Origin of the sequence: Sphingomonas sp. 2378 (assembly GCF_038084995.1) — a bacterium.
In the GTDB taxonomy this organism is placed as follows: Bacteria; Pseudomonadota; Alphaproteobacteria; order Sphingomonadales; family Sphingomonadaceae; genus Sphingomonas.
In genome coordinates this window covers 134,897-153,144 of the sequence record NZ_JAXCMJ010000001.1, presented here as the reverse complement: position 1 = coordinate 153,144, position 18,248 = coordinate 134,897, and the positions used below count along the sequence as shown (strand labels likewise).

The window sequence follows — 18,248 nt, the reverse complement described above, 5'->3', positions numbered from 1 at the left end:
GCTCACCCCACCCAGTCGCGGCGCAGACGGGGCCCGGCCAGCCCGATCAGCAGCGCGGCGAGCGCGTAGAGGACCAGCGCATAGAGCATCGAATAGCGCAGCGCATCGTTGCCATAGATCGGCGTCAACGCATCGGACAGCGCCCCCATCGCATAGATGCCGCCGCCCAGTCCGATCAGGTTGTTGATCAGCAGGAACAGTGCCGCCGCCGTCGCCCGCGCATTCGCCGCGACGAGATTCTGCACCGCCGACAGCACCGGCCCCAGCCAGACATAGGCGAGCGCCTGGGGCAGCAGGAACAGCGCGAAGGCGACCCGCACGTCGCCGCTATAGATCCCGCCCGCGAAGAACGGAATGCTGACCATATAGGCGATGGCGGGGACATAGCCGAACCACGCCCGGTCCCGGGCACCCAGCTTGTCGGCCAGCCAGCCGCCGCCCAATATCCCGCTGGTCCCGCTGATCAGCAGGATCGCCGCCAGGAAATGCGACGTGCCGATCAGGTCCAGCCCGAAGCTGCGCCGCAACAGGCTGGGCAACCAGAAGGCGAGACCATAGCCCAGCATCGAACTGCTCGCCGCACCGAAGGAGAGCAGCCAGAAGGACGGCTTGGCGGCCAGGGTACGGGCGACGTCGGCAAAGCGGGGAGCCTCGTCCGCCCTGTCCGTCATCGCCCGGTCCGCCGGTGCGACACGCGGACGGTCGCGGACGACGCGACGGACCAGCGGTGCGATCAGGACGCCCGCCAGCCCGACCGCGATGAACGCCACGCGCCAATCGACCCGCGCGGCGATATAGCCCCCGGCCAGCACTCCCGCCGCCGACCCCAACGGAATGCCCAGCGAATAGACGGACAGCGCGAAGGCGCGCCTGCGCGGCGGGAAATATTCGCTGATGATCGCATAGGAGGGGGCGACGCCGCCCGCCTCGCCGATGCCGACGCCCAGCCGCGCGAGGAAGATATGCCAGAACCCACCGGCCAGCCCGCAAAGCGCGGTAAAGCCGCTCCACAAGACCAGCGACCCCGTGATGACCCAGCTTCGGCTGGTCCGATCGGCCAGCCAGGCCAGCGGCACGCCCAGCGTCGAGTAGAGAAGCGCGAAAGCGATCCCGCCCAGCAGTCCGAGTTGCCGGTCGCTGAGGTGGAGTTCCTGCTGGATGGGCGCGGCGAGGATCGCCAATATCTGTCGGTCGACGAAGTTGAAGATATAGACGAGCAACAGCATCGCCAGGACCAGCCCGGCGCGGCGGTCGCCCTGCTCCGTGGCGCTCATGCGGGCCACCAGCGGGACAGGAAGGGGTTGATCGCCGCCAGTGCCTCCGGCTCGTCGAGCAGGGGGGCGTGGCCGCGCCGGGGCACGTCCTGCGCGACGAAAGGCCCGTCGTGACGGCGCGCCATCTCGGCCACGGTTGCAGGGGAAAGCAGGTCCGACAGGGCACCGCGCACGACCAGCGTCGGCGTCGCCGACAAGGCATCCCATAGCGGCCAGAGATCGGGCGGCACCGTGCCGGGCGTGTCGCCGCCGATGCTGTCGGCAATGGCGGGATCATAGGCGAAGGCGATGCGGCCGTCCCTCTCCATCCCGCACGTCCGCCTGGCGAAGGCCAGCCAGTCGGCGGGACCGAAGTCGGGAAAGGCGGTCGCGTTGATCGCGGCGCAAGCGTCCGCCGCCTCATCCCAATCCGCGAAACTCTTCGCCGGTCCGACATAGCCCTGGATACGGCGCAGGCCCACCGGATCGAGTTCTGGGCCGATATCGTTCAGCACGATCGCCGCCACCCGCTCGGGTGCCTGGAACGCCATCAGCATCGCCATCAACCCGCCCATCGAGGTGCCGATCAGCGCGACCCGATCGATCCCCAGATTGTCGAGCAAGCGAAACATGTCGGCGGCATAGACGTCCGGGCGATAGCGGCTCGGATCGGGATCGTGACCCGATCGTCCGCGGCCACGCTGGTCGGGCACGATCAGCCGGTATCGCCCGGCCAGATGCGGCACCAGTGGGTCGAAATCGTCGCCATTGCGCGTCAGCCCGTGCATCAGCAGCAGGGGCGGCCCATCGGCGGGATGGATATGCGCGAACAGATCGACCGCGTCGTCCGCGCTGCGATAGCGATAGGGTAGGGGGGCGGTAGTGGATGCGTTCATCCCATGCTCCTTTACGGGAAAAACCGGGCCGGTCACCCGGCCCGGTCAGGACCGGGCGCTCAATATTTGAACGAGGCGGTCACGAACACCTGTCGCGGGTTGCCGTAAAAAGCGGTCAACGTCCCCTCGCGGCCCAGCGTCGGGCGCAGCGTGCCGTTGGCATTGGGGATCAGCGCCCCCGTCACCGCATCGGCCTGGATGAAGGTATAGCCCGAAGTCTTGTAGAGCTTGTTGGTCAGGTTCTTGCCGTGCAGCCCCAGCGTCCAGCGCCCGCCCGGCGCGGTATAGACCAGATTGGCGTCGAGCAGCGTATAGCCCGCCTGGTCGATATAGGGGTTGGGGATCTCGAACTGATAGGTCCGGCTGCGATAGGAGGCGGTGGTGCTGGCATCCACCTCGCCCTCGCCGACCGGCAGATGATAGGCGAGCGTGCCGCTGGCGGTCCAGGCGGGGGTATTCTGGACCTTGCGATATTGCGCCACGTCCACCGGCCCGCGTCCGGCGATCTGGGTAATATATTCGCGGTACTTGGCATCGATATAGCCCAGCGAGCCCGACAGGTTCACCCGGTCCCCCGCCGCCGCCAGATCGCGGCCCAGCCGGGCATTGGCCTCCAGCTCGACACCCTGAAAACGCGCCTTGCCCGCATTGGTGATGATCCCGCAAAAGGTCGGGATACCGCCCACGACGCAGCCCGCCGAGCCCGGAATCTGCACGTCGCGATAATCCATCCGGAACAGCGCCAGCGCGGTATAAAGCGCGCCGCCCATCCAATTGGCCTTGTGCCCGATCTCGTAGCTGTCGACCGTCTCGGGACGGAAGCTCAGATAGTTGGCCACCTCGGTATCGGTCGGACGACCGGGAATGGCGGCGGGCGCGTTGACGCCTACGCCGCGCGGGTCGAAGCCGCCGCCCTTGAAGCCCTGCGAGAAGCTGGCATAAAGATTGTGGTCGCGATTGGGCTGGTAGCTGACCGAGATGCGCGGGGTGAATTTGTTGAAGTCGCGCGATCCCCGGAAATTGGTGCTGGGCGCCCCCGATGCGACGCCCGCACCGCCGAACACCGGCGAGCCGCCGCCCAGATAATTCTGCCGCAGGATGCTCGCCGTCCGCTTGTCCCAGGTATAGCGCCCGCCGACCGATACGCTGAACTGTTCGGACAGCTTGTAGGTGAAGTCGCCGAATACCGCGAAGGTGTCGGTATCGACATTGGCCTGGGTGAAGGCGGTCAGCCCGCTGAGGGTCGTGAACAGCCGCACGTCGAACTGCGTGTCCGCCTTGGCCCCGAGATAATAGCCGCCCAGCAAGCCGGTTAGCGGCCCGTCATTGTCGTAGAGCAGCTGGAATTCCTGGCTGAACTGCTGGTTGCGGTAATAAGCGGGCACGTCGACATCGACCGAGGGCAGCGCGTCGAAATCGATCGGCGAGGCGCTGTCGTCGCGCCGCCAGCCGGTGATCGAGCGGACGGTGAACCCGCCGCCCAGCTCCGCGGTGGCATTGGCGGCAAGGCCATAGGCCTCGACGAACTGGCGCGGATCGTTGAGGCCGCCGCGCGTATCGAACACATCCGACAGCACCGGCGCACCCGACACCTGGCCGGGGATCAGGCGGTGGCCGCCGCGCGGGTTGCTATTGTCCTTGGTATAGTCGCCCGAGATGCGGATCAGTACCGGCTGTCCGTACCCGCCCATCTCCAGCGTCGCGCGGCCCGCCCATATGTCCTTGTTGTAATTGTCCTGCCCCGTGGTCAGGTTGGTCCCGAACCCGCCGCGCGACAGCCGCGCCGCCGACGCCCCGACCCGCACGATGTCGGTGATGGGCGTCGACACGGTGATGACCCCATCCGCCTGATCATAGCTGCCATAGGTGCCGCGCACCTTCAGCGAAAATTCCTGTGGCAGCGACTTGGTGACATATTTGACCGCGCCGCCGATGGTGTTGCGGCCATAGAGCGTCCCTTGCGGCCCGCGCAGCACCTCGATCCGGTCGACATCGTAAATGTCGAGCACCGCGCCCTGCGGCCGGTTGAGATAGACATCGTCCAGATAGATGCCGACGCCCTGCTCGAACCCCGACACCGGGTCCTGTTGTCCGACGCCGCGAATGAAGGCGGAAAGGGTGGAGTTGGTCCCGCGCGACACCTCGACCGTGATGTTGGGGGTGGTCGCGCCGATATCGGTGATGTCGATGGCGCCCGCCTGGGCCAGTTGCGCGCCGCTGAAGCTGGTGACGGCGATCGGCACATCGACCAGCCGTTCCTCGCGGCGGCGGGCGGTGACGACGACGTCGCCGTCATTGGTGCCGCTGTCCGTTTCCGCCTGTGCGTCGGGAGTGGTGGATCGCGGTGCGTCCTGTGCCGCACCGGGGGCGGAAAGCCCCGCCACGCCCAGGATCACGCACGCCACGCCGCCCAGCAAACGAGCCTTGCCCATCTTCCATCCCTCCCTGACTTTTATCTTATGAGGGGAAGCATATTGATAGTTGAACCGACTTTCAACTTCCCATTTGCATGGTGCCGCCCGACAGGATAGCGAGAGCGATGCCCATGACCGGAACCGATCCGCATCCCGATACGGACAAGACCCCGCGTACCGAGCGAGGGCGCCGGACGCTTCGTCGTCTGCTCGACGCGGCGGAGATCGAATTCGGGCAGAAGGGATTTCACGACGCCTCGATCACCGGCATCACCGCCCGCGCCGGGACCGCGCTCGGCACCTTCTATACCTATTTCGACTCGAAGGACGCGATCTTCCGCGCTCTGGTCCAGGATCTGAGCGACCGGGTGCGGGTGACGGCGGGGCGCGCCCAGGCGGAGGAGACGCCGCCCTTCGAGACCGAGCGGCGCGCGCTCGCCGCCTTTCTGGGGTTCGCGCGCGAGCATAAGGAGGTCTATCGCATCATCGATGAGGCGGAGTTCGTCGATCCCGCCAGCCATCGCCGCCACTATGAGAGCACCGCCGCGCGCATCCTGGACCGCCTGAAACGGGGTATGGACAGCGGCGTCTTTCGCGAAGGGCTGGGTGAGGAACATGCCTGGGCGATTATGGGCATGAACGTATTTCTGGGGCTTCGGTACAGCATCTGGAACGAGGAGCGATCGGTCGAGTCGATCGCGGAAGTGGCCAATGCGCTGCTACGCCAGGGTATCGGGGCGAAGGGCTAGGCCCGTGTCACCCGTCGCCCCGGACCTTTCTCCACCGGGCAGGCGCAACCGGAAGGTCGCAGGGACCGTCGCCAGCAGATCGAGCGTGCCGCCATGTCCTCGCGCGATCTGGCGGGCGAGGGTCAGGCCGATGCCGGTTCCGGTCGCTTTGGTGGTCGCGAAGGGGCGGAAGATCGCGGTCGCCTGTTCCGCCGGAATGCCGGGGCCGTTGTCGCTGATGTCGATGGTCAGCGCCCCTTCGCGGCAGCCGACGACCAAGGCGACCTCCGGCTTCGTGCCGCTTGCCGCCTCCACGCCGTTTTGCAGCAGGGCCCAGATCGCCTGATTGAGCTGGTCGCGGTCGATGGCTGCGCAGAGGTCCGGCGGCACCGTCACGGTCAGCACCGCCTCCGGCCAGCGGCTCGCGAACAGGCGTGCCAGATCGTCGATCAATTCGACCAGGTGGACGGGCTGCTTCATCGGCGGGGGCAGACGCGCAAGCGAGCGATAGGCCTGGGTGAAACGCTGCAATCCCTCGGCGCGGCGGGCCAGCGTCGTCAGGATTTCGGGCAGGAGCGTGGGGTCGTCGTCCTGCGTTTCGATGGCCGCGATCCCGCACTCGGCGAGCGAGACGATGGGGACCAGGCCGTTGAGCATCTCATGGCCCAGCACCTGGATCATCTCGGCACTGGCGCGCGCCTCGGCGGTGTGTTCCTCGCTCTCCACATCGATCAGCGCGACGACCGAGCGCGCGCCCACATCGACCCGGTCGGCACGCCAGTTACGACCGGCATGGCGGACATGCGAGCTCTGGCCGTCGAGCAACGGCGGGGGCGCGGGCAGGACGCGATCGTCGGTGTCGAACAGGCGGCGCGCGGCCCGGTTGAGCGCCCGCACCGTAGCGCCATCGACCGACAACAAGGGGGCGGGGGAAGCGTCGAGCAGCATCCGGTGCAGGATCGTCTCGCGCTCCTCGGCCACCACCGGCACGGGGGGAAGCACGGCCGGACGTCGCGCCGCCAGCAGGTTGAGCAGCAGCAGCCATCCGATGGCCAGGACGCCCCCCGTCATCGCCAGCCACAGGCCATGCGTCGCGGCCATGCCGACCACGCCCCCGGCGGCGGCGAGCGACAGGCCGATGGTGATCGCGGACCGCTGGACGCTAGAGGCCATGCTGCGCCATGCGTCGGTACAATGTCCCTCGGCTGATCCCCAGCGCGTTCGCGGCGCGTGAGATATTGTGCCGATGCTCTTTCAGCGCGGCGACGATCATCAGCTTTTCGGCATCGTCGAGACGAAAGGGCGTGCTGGTATCCTGTTCGGGCACGACCGATGCGGTCATCGCCGGGCGGATCGCAGCGGCATCCACCACGCCGTCGTCGGACAGCAGCACCGCCCGCTCCACCGCCGCCGCCAGTCCGCGCACTTCATCGGGCCAGTCGGTCGCGGTCACGATCGCCTCGGCGGCGGGGGTCAGCCGGGCGGCGGCATGGCCATAGCTTTCCCCGGCGACCCGCGCGAAATGCCGGGCCAGGATCACCCCATCCTCGCGCCGTGCCGACAGAGGCGGGACCGCGATCTCCAGCGTGCAGAGGCGGCGGTACAAAGCGGGCGACAGCGCGGCGACCCCGTCCGCCACGCTGATGCACCGCAGCCCCGGCAACAGCCGGTCGAGCAGCCGCGCCTGCGCCACCGCATCCAGCTGGTCGGGATAGCGCAACACTACGGTCCCCCGTGCCTCGTCGAGCGACCGCCACTGATCGGTATCGCGCAGGTCGATCCGGGGCGGCGGCGTCGCGGCGTCGCCCGATGCGGCATGAACCGCCATCGCAGTCAGGGTCCGCCCCGATCCCGAGCGCCCGGTGACGCAGATATTGGCGACGGTCGGTCCGACCCGCTGGATCATCGCCCGCACCTCGGCCATGGCGGGGGAATCGCCCAGCAACATCGCGCCGCCGCCCACCGGGCGCGAGGCGGGGGCCGCGCCGCCCTCCCGCTGCCCGATCACGGCCGCGCATTTGGCGAGCAGATCGTCCTTGCGCCACGGCTTCATCAGAAAATCCCGCGCGCCCGCCTGCATCGCGGCGACGGCGATGCGGATGCCGCTATGCGCGGTGATGACGATGATCCGCGCGGCCGGATCGTCCGCCATGATCCGGGCGATACAGGCCAGCCCTTCTTCTCCGCTGCTACGCCCCGCCCCGAAATTCATGTCGAGCAGGATCAGGTCGTAGCGGCGCCCGGACAGCATCGAATAGGCGGAATGCGGATCGGTGGCGACTTCGACCTTGTGTCCGGCCAGGCGGAACAGGATGTCGGTCGTCCGCGCCACGACCGGATCGTCCTCGACCAACAATATCCGCCAGGCGCTTGACAGGTCCGGCGACTGTCCGTGCGCGGACATCTTGTCCCATCCTGTCGGATCGCCGAAAGCCATTGTCGAAGATAAGTCTTTGTTCATAGCGATTTGGCGTTTCCGGTGCTGGACAGTGACAGTGTCGCCATGATGACCGAACAGCCAATACGCGCAAGGGGCGCTCGACATGGCGACAAGCATGGCTTTTCGCTCGTCTTGATCCGGGCGTTCAGTCGGACGAGGTCGAGACGAATGCCGAGGGGGCGACGATCGTGATGGTCGCCCACTCACCCAGCCATGCCGATATTGCCAGGTGTCGCATCGACATGCTCGATGGGCGTATCGTCGCCAGTGCGATGCGCGTGATCCGATCCGGGGGGATGTCATGATGAACGGCTTCGCGCTCACCTCGCTCTACCGCTCGCTTACCCGCCACAAGCTTTACGCGGCGCTCAACATCGGCGGACTGGCGGTGGGGATCGCGGTGTTCCTGATCCTCGGCCTCTATGTCCGGTTCGAGACGAGTTTCGAGCGATGGCTGCCGCATCATGACGAAATCCATGTCGTGCGGACCGAACTCCATCTGCCGGGCAGCCCGTTCAACGGCGCCTATCCGGTGACCATGGCCGGGCTGTTCGAGCAGATGCGGCAGGAGTTTCCCGGCCTGGTCGGCACGCGCCTTCGCGGCGGCAAGCTGGGGGGCAGTGTGATCCGCGAGGATGATGCGATCGCGGCCGACGTCGTCCAGGTCGATCCGTCCTTCTTCGACGTGTTCGACATTCCGATGGTGCGCGGAGACGGGCGCCGCGCGCTCTCCGAGCCGTCGGGGGCGTTGGTGAGCCGAAGCGAGGCTCAGCGATTGTTCGGCGATGCGGACCCCATGGGGCAAACCATCACCATCGCGGTCGACGCGCCGCAGGTCTATCGTATCGCCGGAATCTTCGAGGATCTGCCGAAGACGACCGAGCTTCAGGCCTCGATCCTGATCCCGATGCCGCGCACGCCGCCGCCCGCGGTGCAGTGGTCGTGGTACCGATGGGGCATGGTCGACGGGGCCACCTATCTTCGCTTCCCCAATGCGGCCGCGGCACGGGCGTTCGCCGCCAAGATGCCCGCCTTCATCCGTCGGCACGCCGGACAGGATCTAGGGCCCGATCCCACCAGGATCATCTCGCTTTCGCTGCTGCCGATCGCTCGACTGCACCTGGAGCCGCCGGGCGGGGCGGAGAGCAATGGACGCAGGCTGACCGTGGCGACGCTGGGGATGGTCGGCGTGCTGACGCTGCTGATCGCGATCATCAACTATGTGAACCTGGCGACGGCGCAATCCGGCCTGCGCGCGAGAGAGGTGGCGGTGCGCAAGGTACTGGGGGCCAGCAGGGCGGCCCTGATCCGCCAGTTTCTGGGGGAAGCGGCTGCAACGGCCGCGATGGCCAGCCTGCTCGGCATGATCCTGACCGAAGTGAGCCTGCCCGTCATCAATGCCGCCGGCGGCCTGTCGCTCCGCTTTCCCTATGCCCTGGCGCTGCCCCTGCTGGTGGCGTTGGTGCTGATCATCGCGCTGGCGGCGGGAGCCTATCCGGCGGTGCGGCTGTCGCGTTTTTCCGCCGCCGCCGTCCTGGCGTCGGCGCAGGCGCCGGGCGGCGGGCGTCGTGGCACCCGCACTCGCGAGACGCTGGTCGTGATCCAGTTCAGTCTCGCCATCGCCTTCCTGATCGGCACTGTCGTGCTGGTCGCGCAGACGGCGCATGTCCGGCGGTCGGATCTGGGTTTCAGGCGCGACGGCCTGATGATCGTGGCGTCGCTGGCCGACAAACGCGTCTTCCCGGATCAGGCCCGCCCGATCGTGGCGGCGCTCCGTCGCGTGCCCGGGGTCATAGCGGTAGGAACCAGCGGATCGGCGCCGGGGATGGTCAATTATGGCGTGGACTCGATCGACCTGCCGGGTCGGCCGCCTCTGACGATCGGCAACGTCATCGTGGGACCCGACTTCTTTCGCACCTACGGCCCCAGGCTGCTGGCAGGGCGCGTGTTCGATGATGCGCACGGTGCCGACGATGCCAGCGACTGGACCAAATGGAAGAGCGGGCGCAACGTCGTCATCAACCGCAAGGCGGTCGAGCAACTCGGCTTCCGAACGCCCCAGGATGCGATCGGCAAGACCGTCGGCCGCCTCGCGCCCCGAACCATCATCGGCGTGATCGACCAACTCCGCTTCGCTTCGCCGCGCACCGCGGAGACGGCGACATTCTACCAATATGTCCGCGACGTTCCGTACCCCGCCGTCGCCGCGATCCGGTATACGGGTAGTTCCGCTGCAATGCTGGGCCGCATAAGGACGGTATGGCGACGCCTGTCGCCGCAAGTGCCGCTGGTCGTGGAGACGGCGGACCAGCGCCTGTCGGAATTCTACAAGGCCGACGATCATGCCACCCGTCTGTTCGCGATTGGGGCGGGGTTGGCGGTGCTGATCGGCTGTGTCGGATTGTGGGGGCTGGCGTCGTTCAACACGGCGAGGCGCGTGCGCGAGATCGGCATCCGCAAGACTTTGGGCGCATCGTCCGCCGACATCGTGAAGCTGCTGGTGGGGCAATTCCTGCGCCCCGTGCTGATCGCGAACGTGATCGCCTGGCCGCTGGCATTCGTCGCGATGCGGACATGGCTGTCCGGCTTCGACGATCGCATCGCGCTGTCGCCATTCTATTTCGCAGCAGCGAGCCTGCTGGCCATCGGCATCGCGGTGCTGACCGTCCTAGGCCAGGCCCTGACCGCCAGCCGGGCGACCCCGGCATCGGCGCTTCGCCAGGACTAGGGCCGACCGTAGCCGCCACCGCCCGGCGTCTTAATCACGATCCGGTCGCCGGGTTTCAGTTCGACCTGGTCGGTGCCCCGCATCGCCTCGATCCGGCCATCGGCGCGCTCGACATGCTGAGCGCCCGCCATGCCGTCCCCGCCGCCCGCCAGGCCGAAGGGGGCGATGGTCCGGCGTGAGGCGACCAGCGTGGCGGTCATCGGCTCCAGCGCGGTGATCGCCCGGATCACGCCGTCGCCGCCGCGATGCCGTCCTTCGCCGCCCGAGCCCCGGCGGATGGCGAAGCGGTCGAGGCGGACGGGGTAGCGGAACTCCAGGATCTCGGGATCGGTGATCCGGGTGTTCGTCATATGGGTGTGCACCGCCGAGGCGCCCTCGAAGCCGGGCCCGGCACCCGCGCCGCCGCAGATCGTCTCGTAATATTGATGCCGGACATTGCCGAACAGGAAGTTGTTCATCGTGCCCTGCGCTGCGGCGGACGCACCCAGTGCCCCCAGCAGGGCGTTGCACACCGCCTGGCTGACCTCGGTATTCCCGGCCACCACCGCGCTGCCGGGTGGGGGAGAGAGGAACGACCCTTCCGGAATGACGATGGTAAGGGGGGCCAGGCAGCCCTCGTTGAGCGGCAGGTCTTCGCCCACCAGACAGCGAAAGGCATAGAGCACCACCGCGCGTGTGACGGCGGGGGGCGCGTTGAAATTGCCTGCGCTGGCCGGGCCGGTGCCGGTGAAGTCGATCGTCGCGGCCCGCGCGGCCCGGTCGATCGTGACCCTGACCTTCAACGGCGTGCCGTCGTCCATCGCATAGTCGAACGCGCCGTCCGACAGGTCGCTGAGCACGCGGCGGATGCTTTCCTCCGCATGTGCCATGACATGGCCCATATAGGCGCTGACCATCGGCCAGCCCTGGGCCGCGACCATCTCATCCAGTTCGGCGATGCCGGTCGCATTGGCGGCGAGCTGCGCCCTGATATCGGCGACATTGGTGTCCGGACTGCGTGCCGGATGGCGCGCCTCGCCCAGCAGACGGCGAAACGCTTCCTCGCGAAATTCGCCGCCGTCGACCAGCAGGAAATCGTCGATCACGACGCCTTCGTCCTCCAGCGTCCGGGAGTTGGGTGGCGTCGATCCCGGCGTCAGCCCGCCGATATCGGCATGATGGCCGCGATTGGCGACGAAGAAGCGAATGGCTCCGTCCTCGCCGAAGACCGGCGCAATGACCGTGACATCGGGCAGGTGGGTGCCGCCGTTGAAGGGATTGTTGAGTGCCACGACATCGCCGGGCTTCATGCTCCCGCCCCGGCTCGACAGCACCGCGCGCACGCTCTCTCCCATTGCGCCAAGATGCACGGGCACGTGCGGCGCATTGGCGATCAGATGCCCCGATGCGTCGAACAGCGCGCAGGAAAAGTCCAACCGCTCCTTCATGTTGACGCTGACAGAGGTATTGCGCAGCACCACGCCCATCCGCTCGGCGATGCCCATGAACTGGGTGTTGAACAGCTCCAGCCGGACGGGATCGACCACCGCCGGATCGGGCAAGGTCCGTCGGCTGGCGCCGTCATGGGTCAGCAGCAATTCGCCGCTCTGGCCGACCTCCAGCGTCCAGCCGGGCTCGACCATGGTCGTCGCGATCGCCTCGCGGATCAGGGCGGGGCCGGTGATGCGGTCGCCGGGGCGCAGATGATCGCGGTCATGGATCGGCGTCGGGTGCTCCGCGCCGCCGGTCCAGACGGCGACGGTGGCCAGCGGCGGCGGCAACGGGCCGTCACGCGGGGGCAGGGGCGGGGGAGCCACCGGCTCGCCGGACAGGATCGCCTCCACGACCAGCGTTTCGATCACGATGTCTCGCTCGGGACTGACGAAGCCGAAGCGGGCGCGATGGGCCTGCTCGAACGCGGCGCGCATCGTCGCGGCATCGGCCAGCGTGACGCCCAATGCCGTATCGGTGCCCGAATAGCGCAGATTGACGGTCACGACCCGGCTGGCGTCCCCGCCGACCTCCGCCGCCGCCGCATCGCCCAGTTCCGCCGCCAAGTCATCGAGCGGCGCGCCCAATGGCTGCTCGACCGAGCGTTGCCGGATCGCGACCCGATCCGCCAGCCCCATGCCATAAGCCGACAGCACGCCCGCCAGCGGATGGATCAGCACCCGGCTCATCCCCAGCATCTCGGCGATGCGGCAGGCATGCTGGCCGCCCGCGCCGCCGAAACACTGAAGCGCGAAGTCAGTGACATCCTCACCCCGCTCCAGCGCGACGCGCTTGATCGCCGCCGCCATATGCGCGACCGCGACCTCCAGAAAGCCTTCGGCGACCCGGCGGGGATCGTCCATGCCGGTCGTCGCGGCCAGTTCGGCGAACCCGCGCGCCGAAGCCTCGGCGTCCAGCGGCTGATCGCCATTCGGACCGAACAGGGCGGGGAAATGGGCGGGCTGGATCTTGCCGACCAGGACATTGGCATCGGTCACGGTCAGGGGGCCGCCGCGTCGATAGCAAGTGGGGCCGGGATTGGCCCCGGCGCTGTCCGGCCCGACCCGGAAGCGCGCGCCGTCATAATGCAGGATCGACCCGCCGCCCGCCGCGACCGTGTCGATCGCCATCATCGGCACGCGCATCTCGACCCCGGCGATCTCGGCGTCCAGTACCCGCTCGAACCGTCCGGCATAGAGGGCGACGTCGGTCGATGTGCCGCCCATGTCGAAGCCGATCACCCGGCCGATCCCCGCCGCTTCCGCCGTCCGCGCCGCCGCAACGACGCCGCCCGCCGGGCCGGACAGGATCGCGTCCTTGCCTTGAAAGACCGAGGCCTCCGCCAGCCCGCCGTTCGACTGCATGAAATGGAGCGGTACGCCGTCCAGCGCGCCGGCGACGCGATCGACATAGCGACGCAGGACGGGGGACAGATAGGCATCGACCACGCTCGTCCGCCCGCGCGCGACCAGGCCGATCAGCGGGCTGACCGCATGGCTGGCCGAAACCTGTACGAAGCCGGCGGCCCGTGCGAGGGCGGCGACACGCTCTTCGACGGCGGGATGCGCCCAGGCATGGGTGAGCGCGATGGCGACCGCCTCATAGCCCTCGGCGCGCTTGGCGGAGAACATCGCGGCGACCTCCGCTTCGTTCAGCGGCGTCACCTCGCCACCGTCCCGGTCGATCCGACCATCGATCTCGACCACGCCGTCGTAAAGCGGTTCGGGCAGGCGGATGGCGAGGTCGAAGAGACGGGGACGCGCCTGGTTGCCGATGGTGAGCAGGTCGGCAAAGCCGCGATCGACGACCAGCAGCGTGCGGGTGCCCTTGCGCTCCAGCAGGGCGTTGGTCGCGACGGTGGTGCCCATCTTGACCTCGGCGATGAGCGCGCCGGGCAGCAGGTCGCCGTCGGACAGGCCCAGCAGTTGGCGGATGCCCGCCACCGCCGCATCGGCATAGCGTTCCGGGTTTTCGCTCAGCAATTTGGTGGTGGTCAGCGTGCCGTCCGGGGCTCGCGCGACGATGTCGGTAAAGGTCCCGCCACGATCGACCCAGAATGACCAGCGCGCCATCGCCAACACCTTGCCCATAAATTATCGATGAATCGTCGCTATCATATTGACAGCGTGATTGGCCAGAGCGATCCTCGCCGCATGTGGGAGGCTGTATGACGACTGGCAGGCGGGCAATCGTTTCCTCGGCGCATCTGGCCGATGGCTCTGCGCCCGCTTTGTCGGAGCTGGAGTTCAGCCTGACCCTCGCGGCGGCGGCCTATCAGCGCTGGATGACGCGCTGTGCCGCCGCGACCGGACTGTCGCTGACGCCGATCGAGGTGTTGATCCTCCACACCGTCCGCCACCGCGACCGGCCCAAGCGGATCGCCGATATCGCGCTGGTCCTGGATATCGAGGACACGCACCTCGTCACCTATGCCGTGCGCAAGCTGGAAAAGGCCGGGCTGATCGCGACCCGGCGAGAGGGCAAGGAAAAGCTGCTCGTCGCGACCGAGGCGGGGCGTGATTTCTGCGCGGGCTATCGCGACATTCGCGAGCGTATCCTGTCCAGGGCGGTCGAGGCCGACGGGCCCGACGCGGCCGCTTTGTCGGAGGCCGCCGACCTGCTGCGCCGCCTGTCGGGCCAGTATAACCAGGCGGCGCGTGCCGCCGCGACGCTGTAGGGCGGGGCGGCCATGCTGGTCCTGTCGGGCATCGCGATCATCATCATCGGCTTCGCGCTGGGGGTGAACCCCTTGCTGGTCGTGACGGTCGCGGCCTTTGCCAGTGCGGCGGCGGCGGGGTTCGGGCCGGTCGAGGTGATCGCGATGATCGGCAAGGCCTTCGTATCGAGCCGGTTCATGGCGGTCGCCTGGCTCGCGCTGCCGACGATCGGATTGCTGGAGCGGGCCGGGTTGCGGGAGCGGGCGCGCGACGTCGTGCGGCGTCTGCGCGGGGCGACGACGGGGCGGGTGTTGCTGGGCTATATGATGCTTCGTCAGATCACCGCCGCGCTGGGGCTGACCTCGCTGGGCGGGCATGTCCAGATGGTCCGCCCGATCATAGCCCCGATGGCCGAAGGCGCGGAGGAGCGGGATGAGGCGAGCCCGCTCGACCCAGAGACGCGCGACCATATCCGCGCTCATGCCGCCGCCGTCGACAATATCGGGGTGTTCTTCGGTGAGGATGTGTTCATCGCGGTCGGATCGATCCTGCTGATCCGCTCCATATTGGAGCAGGAGGGGATCATCGTCGCGCCGCTGCATGTCGCGCTCTGGGCGATCCCGACCGCGATGGCCGCGCTGCTGATCCATGGCGCGCGCTTGCTGATGCTCGACCGGCGGCTGAAGGCGCGTCGCGGGTGATCGGGCTCGACGCGCTGGGGATCGCAGCGGCGGCGCTGCCCGCGACGGTGGCGATCCATCATGCGCTGGATCGCAGAGAGGCGACGCGGTGGCGTAATGTCGGCTTCTGGGGCGTGTTCGCGATCCTGCTCGGCGCGGGGCCCTGGTTGCCCGATCTGTTGAACGGGTGTCTGGTGCTGGCAATGGTCGGACTGGCGACATGGGGCCTGCGCCCGTCGCCGGTGGTGAGCAGCGATCGACCTTCGTCCGTTCGCGGAGGTCCATGGCTTTTCGTCCCCGCGCTCGCCTTGCCCGCCGTGACGCTGGCGGGGACGTTGCTGGTGCCGGATGGCCGGATCGCCGGGGTGGCGCTGATCGATCCCAAGCAGGTGTCTTTGGTCGCGTTGGCGCTCGGGGCGTTGTTCGCCCTGCTGCTCGCGATCCGGCTGACCAGGCCGCCCGCGACCGCCCCCGCGGCGGAGTCCCGGCGGCTGTCGGATGCGGTGGGCTGGGCGATGATCCTGCCCCAGATGCTGGCGGCGCTGGGCGGGGTGTTCGCGATGGCGGGGGTCGGCAAGGTGGTCGCCGACGGCGTGACCAGCGTCATCGCGCTCGACACGCCGCTGACCGCGACCATCGCCTATTGCGTCGGCATGGCGCTGTTCACCATGGTGATGGGCAATGCCTTCGCCGCATTCCCGATCATGACGGCGGGGATCGGTTTGCCGATCGTCATCCACCGTTTCGGGGGCGACCCCGCCGCCGTCGCGGCGCTCGGCATGTTGTCGGGATTCTGCGGGACGCTGATGACGCCGATGGCGGCGAACTTCAACATCGTGCCCGCCGCGATCCTGGAGCTTCGCGACCGGTTCGGGGTGATCCGTGTGCAATGGCCGACTGCCCTGCTGCTCCTCGTCTTCAACATCGCGGTGCTGGCCGCCTGCGGCTTTTCCGGAAGGATATCATGACCCCCGAACTCGCCGCCCGTTTCGCGCGCATCGCGCTGGGCCATGTGACGCGCGAATATCCGCACAAGGCGGATCATGTCTATGTCGGCGACGACGATCTCTATAGCCCGCTTCGCATTCATCCGATCTTCTATGGCAGCTATGACTGGCATAGCTGTGTCCATGGCTATTGGCTGCTCACGCGGATACGCCGCCTCTATCCCGATATCGCCGAAGTCGGTGCGATCGATGCGTTGTTCGCCGATTCCCTGACGCCGGAGAAGGTCGAGGCCGAACGCGCCTATCTGGATCGGCCGGACTCGCGGGGGTTCGAGCGGCCCTATGGCTGGGCCTGGCTGCTGATGCTGGCCAGCGAACTGGCCGTGGCGGACTGCCCCCATGCCGCGACGCTTCGCCCCTTGGCGGAGGCCTTCGCCGCGCGGTGGCGGGACTATCTGCCGGTGCTGACCTATCCGGTGCGGGTCGGCACCCATGCCAATACCGCCTTCGCGCTGGTGCTGATCGACCGCTATGCTCGGGTGATGGGGGATGAGGGCCTGCGAAGCCTGATGACCGCGCGCGCCAAGGCCTGGTTTGGGGAAGACCGCGCCGCCCAGGCCTGGGAGCCGAGCGGGCAGGACTTTCTTTCCCCGGTCCTGATCGAGGCGATGGCGATGCAGCGGTTGTTGCCGCCGGGGGACTTCGCCACCTGGTTCTCCGATTTCCTGCCCGGTCTGACCGACGGACAACCCGAAACACTGTTCACCCCCGCGCGGGTCAGCGACCGGAGCGACGGGCAGATCGCCCATCTCGACGGCCTGAACCTCAGCCGCGCCTGGGCGATGCGGAGCCTTGGGCCCGCGTTATCAGGGCCCGCCGCGACGCTGCTGGACGATTGCGCCGCCCGCCATATCGACGCCGCGCTCGATGCGGTGGCGGGGGATTATATGGGCGAGCATTGGCTGGCGAGCTTCGCCACGCTCGCGATGACCGGATTGGACTGACGACGTAGCGGTCGACCCTTATGGGAACCCCGCGCCGCCATGCGCGCCGACGGCGGTGCCGGTCGAATAGGTGGTTTCGCCCGATGCCAGCGTGACGAACAATGCGGCCAGTTCGGCGGGCTGTCCGGCACGGCCAAGCGGGGTGTCCTGCCCGAACTCGTGCATCTTGCCGGGAAGCTGCCCGCCCGCGACCTGAAGCGGGGTCCAGATCGGGCCGGGGGAGACGGCGTTCACCCTTATGCCCTTCTTCGCGAGTTGCTTGGCCATGCCGCGCGTCAGGTTCTGGATCGCCGCCTTGGTCGAGGCATAGTCGATCAGATCCTCGCCCGGATCATAGGAATTCTGCGAGATGGTGTTGATGATGACCGACCCCGGCGGCATCGACGGGATCGCCGCCTTGGAAAAGCGGAACACATGGAACACGTTGGTTTCGTAGGTACGGACGAACTGCTCGTCGCTGATTTCCGAAATATCCGCCTTGGACTGTTGATAGGCGGCATTGTTGACCAGCAGATCGAGCCCGCCGAGCTGCGCGATCGCCTTGCGGACCGTGTCTTCGCACGCCTTCTGCGTCCGGATGTCGGCGGGCAGCAGGACCGCCTTGCGCCCCGCCTGACGGATCAGGTCGGCGACTTCCCGAGCATCGGGCTCCTCGCTGGGGTGGTAGTTGATCGCGACGTCCGTCCCCTCGCGTGCGAAGGCGATGGCGGCGGCACGGCCGATGCCGCTGTCGCCGCCGGTCAGCAGCGCCTTGCGACCGGTCAGCTTGCCCGATCCGCGATAGCTGGTTTCGCCATGGTCGGGCCGGGGCGTCATCTTGCTGGCCAGGGCGGGCCAGGGCTGGCGCTGTTCGGGGAAAGGCGTGCGGGTATAGGCGTTGCGGGGATCGCGAAGGCTGGGGGTGGTCCCTTGGGCCGCGCCACCGGCTTGCGCGATCGCGGCGCCCGGGCTGGCGGCTGCGGCCAGCCCGAGGGCGGCACCGCCAAGCACGCTGCGGCGGGAGGTATCGACGTCGCTCATGTCATGTCCCC

At 67.9% G+C, this 18,248-nt stretch carries 13 protein-coding genes; 6 read left to right on the top strand and 7 right to left on the bottom strand.

Annotated features, from left to right (window positions below; translation table 11 throughout):
* Nucleotides 1-2: 2 nt before the first annotated feature.
* Genes SM191_RS00690 through SM191_RS00680 form a run of 3 tightly spaced genes read right to left on the bottom strand, consistent with a single transcriptional unit; the run spans nucleotide 3 to nucleotide 4,581 of the window.
* Entirely contained in the window at nucleotides 3-1,274 is a 1,272-nt protein-coding gene (locus SM191_RS00690; RefSeq protein ID WP_341504505.1) for a spinster family MFS transporter, read from the bottom strand.
* Nucleotides 1,271-2,149, bottom strand: a complete 879-nt coding sequence (locus SM191_RS00685) for an alpha/beta fold hydrolase (RefSeq protein ID WP_341504504.1) — start codon at nucleotides 2,147-2,149, stop codon at nucleotides 1,271-1,273. The genes SM191_RS00690 and SM191_RS00685 overlap by 4 nt, the downstream gene beginning before the upstream one ends.
* Nucleotides 2,150-2,208: 59 nt before the next feature.
* On the bottom strand, nucleotides 2,209-4,581 hold the full coding sequence (locus SM191_RS00680; RefSeq protein WP_341504503.1) for a TonB-dependent receptor: 2,373 nt from the start codon (nucleotides 4,579-4,581) through the stop codon (nucleotides 2,209-2,211).
* A gap of 113 nt (nucleotides 4,582-4,694) precedes the next feature.
* Here SM191_RS00680 and SM191_RS00675 point away from each other — a divergent pair, with 113 nt between their 5' ends.
* Nucleotides 4,695-5,312, top strand: a complete 618-nt coding sequence (locus SM191_RS00675; RefSeq protein WP_341504502.1) for a TetR/AcrR family transcriptional regulator — start codon at nucleotides 4,695-4,697, stop codon at nucleotides 5,310-5,312.
* Here SM191_RS00675 and SM191_RS00670 read toward each other — a convergent pair.
* Together SM191_RS00670 and SM191_RS00665 are read right to left on the bottom strand one after the other, a co-directional pair.
* The gene (locus SM191_RS00670; protein ID WP_341504501.1) at nucleotides 5,283-6,464 is read right to left on the bottom strand and encodes a sensor histidine kinase; all 1,182 of its coding nucleotides are present in this window, start codon (nucleotides 6,462-6,464) and stop codon (nucleotides 5,283-5,285) included. The two genes, SM191_RS00675 and SM191_RS00670, sit on opposite strands and share 30 nt — an antisense overlap.
* Complete coding sequence (locus tag SM191_RS00665; RefSeq protein ID WP_341504500.1) at nucleotides 6,454-7,695, bottom strand: sigma-54-dependent transcriptional regulator; 1,242 nt, start codon at nucleotides 7,693-7,695, stop codon at nucleotides 6,454-6,456. Before SM191_RS00665 ends, SM191_RS00670 begins: the two co-directional genes overlap by 11 nt.
* Nucleotides 7,696-8,035: 340 nt before the next feature.
* Here SM191_RS00665 and SM191_RS00660 point away from each other — a divergent pair, with 340 nt between their 5' ends.
* On the top strand, nucleotides 8,036-10,459 hold the full coding sequence (locus SM191_RS00660; RefSeq protein ID WP_341504499.1) for an FtsX-like permease family protein: 2,424 nt from the start codon (nucleotides 8,036-8,038) through the stop codon (nucleotides 10,457-10,459).
* On the opposite strand, the gene SM191_RS00655 is transcribed toward SM191_RS00660, so the two are convergent.
* Nucleotides 10,456-14,001 carry a hydantoinase B/oxoprolinase family protein gene (locus tag SM191_RS00655; RefSeq protein WP_341504498.1) on the bottom strand — a complete coding sequence of 1,182 codons (3,546 nt, stop codon included), beginning with the start codon at nucleotides 13,999-14,001 and terminating at the stop codon, nucleotides 10,456-10,458. The genes SM191_RS00660 and SM191_RS00655 overlap by 4 nt on opposite strands.
* A 95-nt stretch (nucleotides 14,002-14,096) precedes the next feature.
* Here SM191_RS00655 and SM191_RS00650 point away from each other — a divergent pair, with 95 nt between their 5' ends.
* The 4 genes from SM191_RS00650 to SM191_RS00635 are packed head-to-tail and all read left to right on the top strand — an operon-like array spanning nucleotide 14,097 to nucleotide 17,217.
* The gene (locus SM191_RS00650; RefSeq protein WP_307000942.1) at nucleotides 14,097-14,606 is read left to right on the top strand and encodes a winged helix DNA-binding protein; all 510 of its coding nucleotides are present in this window, start codon (nucleotides 14,097-14,099) and stop codon (nucleotides 14,604-14,606) included.
* Between the two features lie 12 nt (nucleotides 14,607-14,618).
* On the top strand, nucleotides 14,619-15,287 hold the full coding sequence (locus tag SM191_RS00645) for a DUF969 domain-containing protein (protein ID WP_341504497.1): 669 nt from the start codon (nucleotides 14,619-14,621) through the stop codon (nucleotides 15,285-15,287).
* Nucleotides 15,284-16,234 (top strand): DUF979 domain-containing protein, encoded by a 951-nt coding sequence (locus tag SM191_RS00640; RefSeq protein WP_341504496.1) that lies wholly within the window; start codon nucleotides 15,284-15,286, stop codon nucleotides 16,232-16,234. The genes SM191_RS00645 and SM191_RS00640 overlap by 4 nt, the downstream gene beginning before the upstream one ends.
* Nucleotides 16,231-17,217, top strand: coding sequence for a DUF2891 domain-containing protein (locus SM191_RS00635; protein ID WP_341504495.1), 987 nt, complete (start codon nucleotides 16,231-16,233; stop codon nucleotides 17,215-17,217). Before SM191_RS00640 ends, SM191_RS00635 begins: the two co-directional genes overlap by 4 nt.
* A gap of 18 nt (nucleotides 17,218-17,235) precedes the next feature.
* Here the strand turns inward: SM191_RS00635 and SM191_RS00630 are convergent, their stop codons facing one another.
* Nucleotides 17,236-18,237: an SDR family oxidoreductase gene (locus tag SM191_RS00630; protein WP_341504494.1), complete on the bottom strand. Its 1,002-nt coding sequence runs from the start codon at nucleotides 18,235-18,237 to the stop codon at nucleotides 17,236-17,238.
* Between the last annotated feature and the right edge of the window lie 11 nt (nucleotides 18,238-18,248).

Coding starts and splice junctions, on each gene's coding strand:
- SM191_RS00690 (WP_341504505.1), bottom strand. CDS start 1,274: ATGAGCGCCACGGAGCAGGGCGACCGCCGCGCCGGGCTGGTCCTGGCG.
- SM191_RS00685 (WP_341504504.1), bottom strand. CDS start 2,149: ATGAACGCATCCACTACCGCCCCCCTACCCTATCGCTATCGCAGCGCG.
- SM191_RS00680 (WP_341504503.1), bottom strand. CDS start 4,581: ATGGGCAAGGCTCGTTTGCTGGGCGGCGTGGCGTGCGTGATCCTGGGC.
- SM191_RS00675 (WP_341504502.1), top strand. CDS start 4,695: ATGACCGGAACCGATCCGCATCCCGATACGGACAAGACCCCGCGTACC.
- SM191_RS00670 (WP_341504501.1), bottom strand. CDS start 6,464: ATGGCCTCTAGCGTCCAGCGGTCCGCGATCACCATCGGCCTGTCGCTC.
- SM191_RS00665 (WP_341504500.1), bottom strand. CDS start 7,695: ATGTCCGCGCACGGACAGTCGCCGGACCTGTCAAGCGCCTGGCGGATA.
- SM191_RS00660 (WP_341504499.1), top strand. CDS start 8,036: ATGAACGGCTTCGCGCTCACCTCGCTCTACCGCTCGCTTACCCGCCAC.
- SM191_RS00655 (WP_341504498.1), bottom strand. CDS start 14,001: ATGGCGCGCTGGTCATTCTGGGTCGATCGTGGCGGGACCTTTACCGAC.
- SM191_RS00650 (WP_307000942.1), top strand. CDS start 14,097: ATGACGACTGGCAGGCGGGCAATCGTTTCCTCGGCGCATCTGGCCGAT.
- SM191_RS00645 (WP_341504497.1), top strand. CDS start 14,619: ATGCTGGTCCTGTCGGGCATCGCGATCATCATCATCGGCTTCGCGCTG.
- SM191_RS00635 (WP_341504495.1), top strand. CDS start 16,231: ATGACCCCCGAACTCGCCGCCCGTTTCGCGCGCATCGCGCTGGGCCAT.
- SM191_RS00630 (WP_341504494.1), bottom strand. CDS start 18,237: ATGAGCGACGTCGATACCTCCCGCCGCAGCGTGCTTGGCGGTGCCGCC.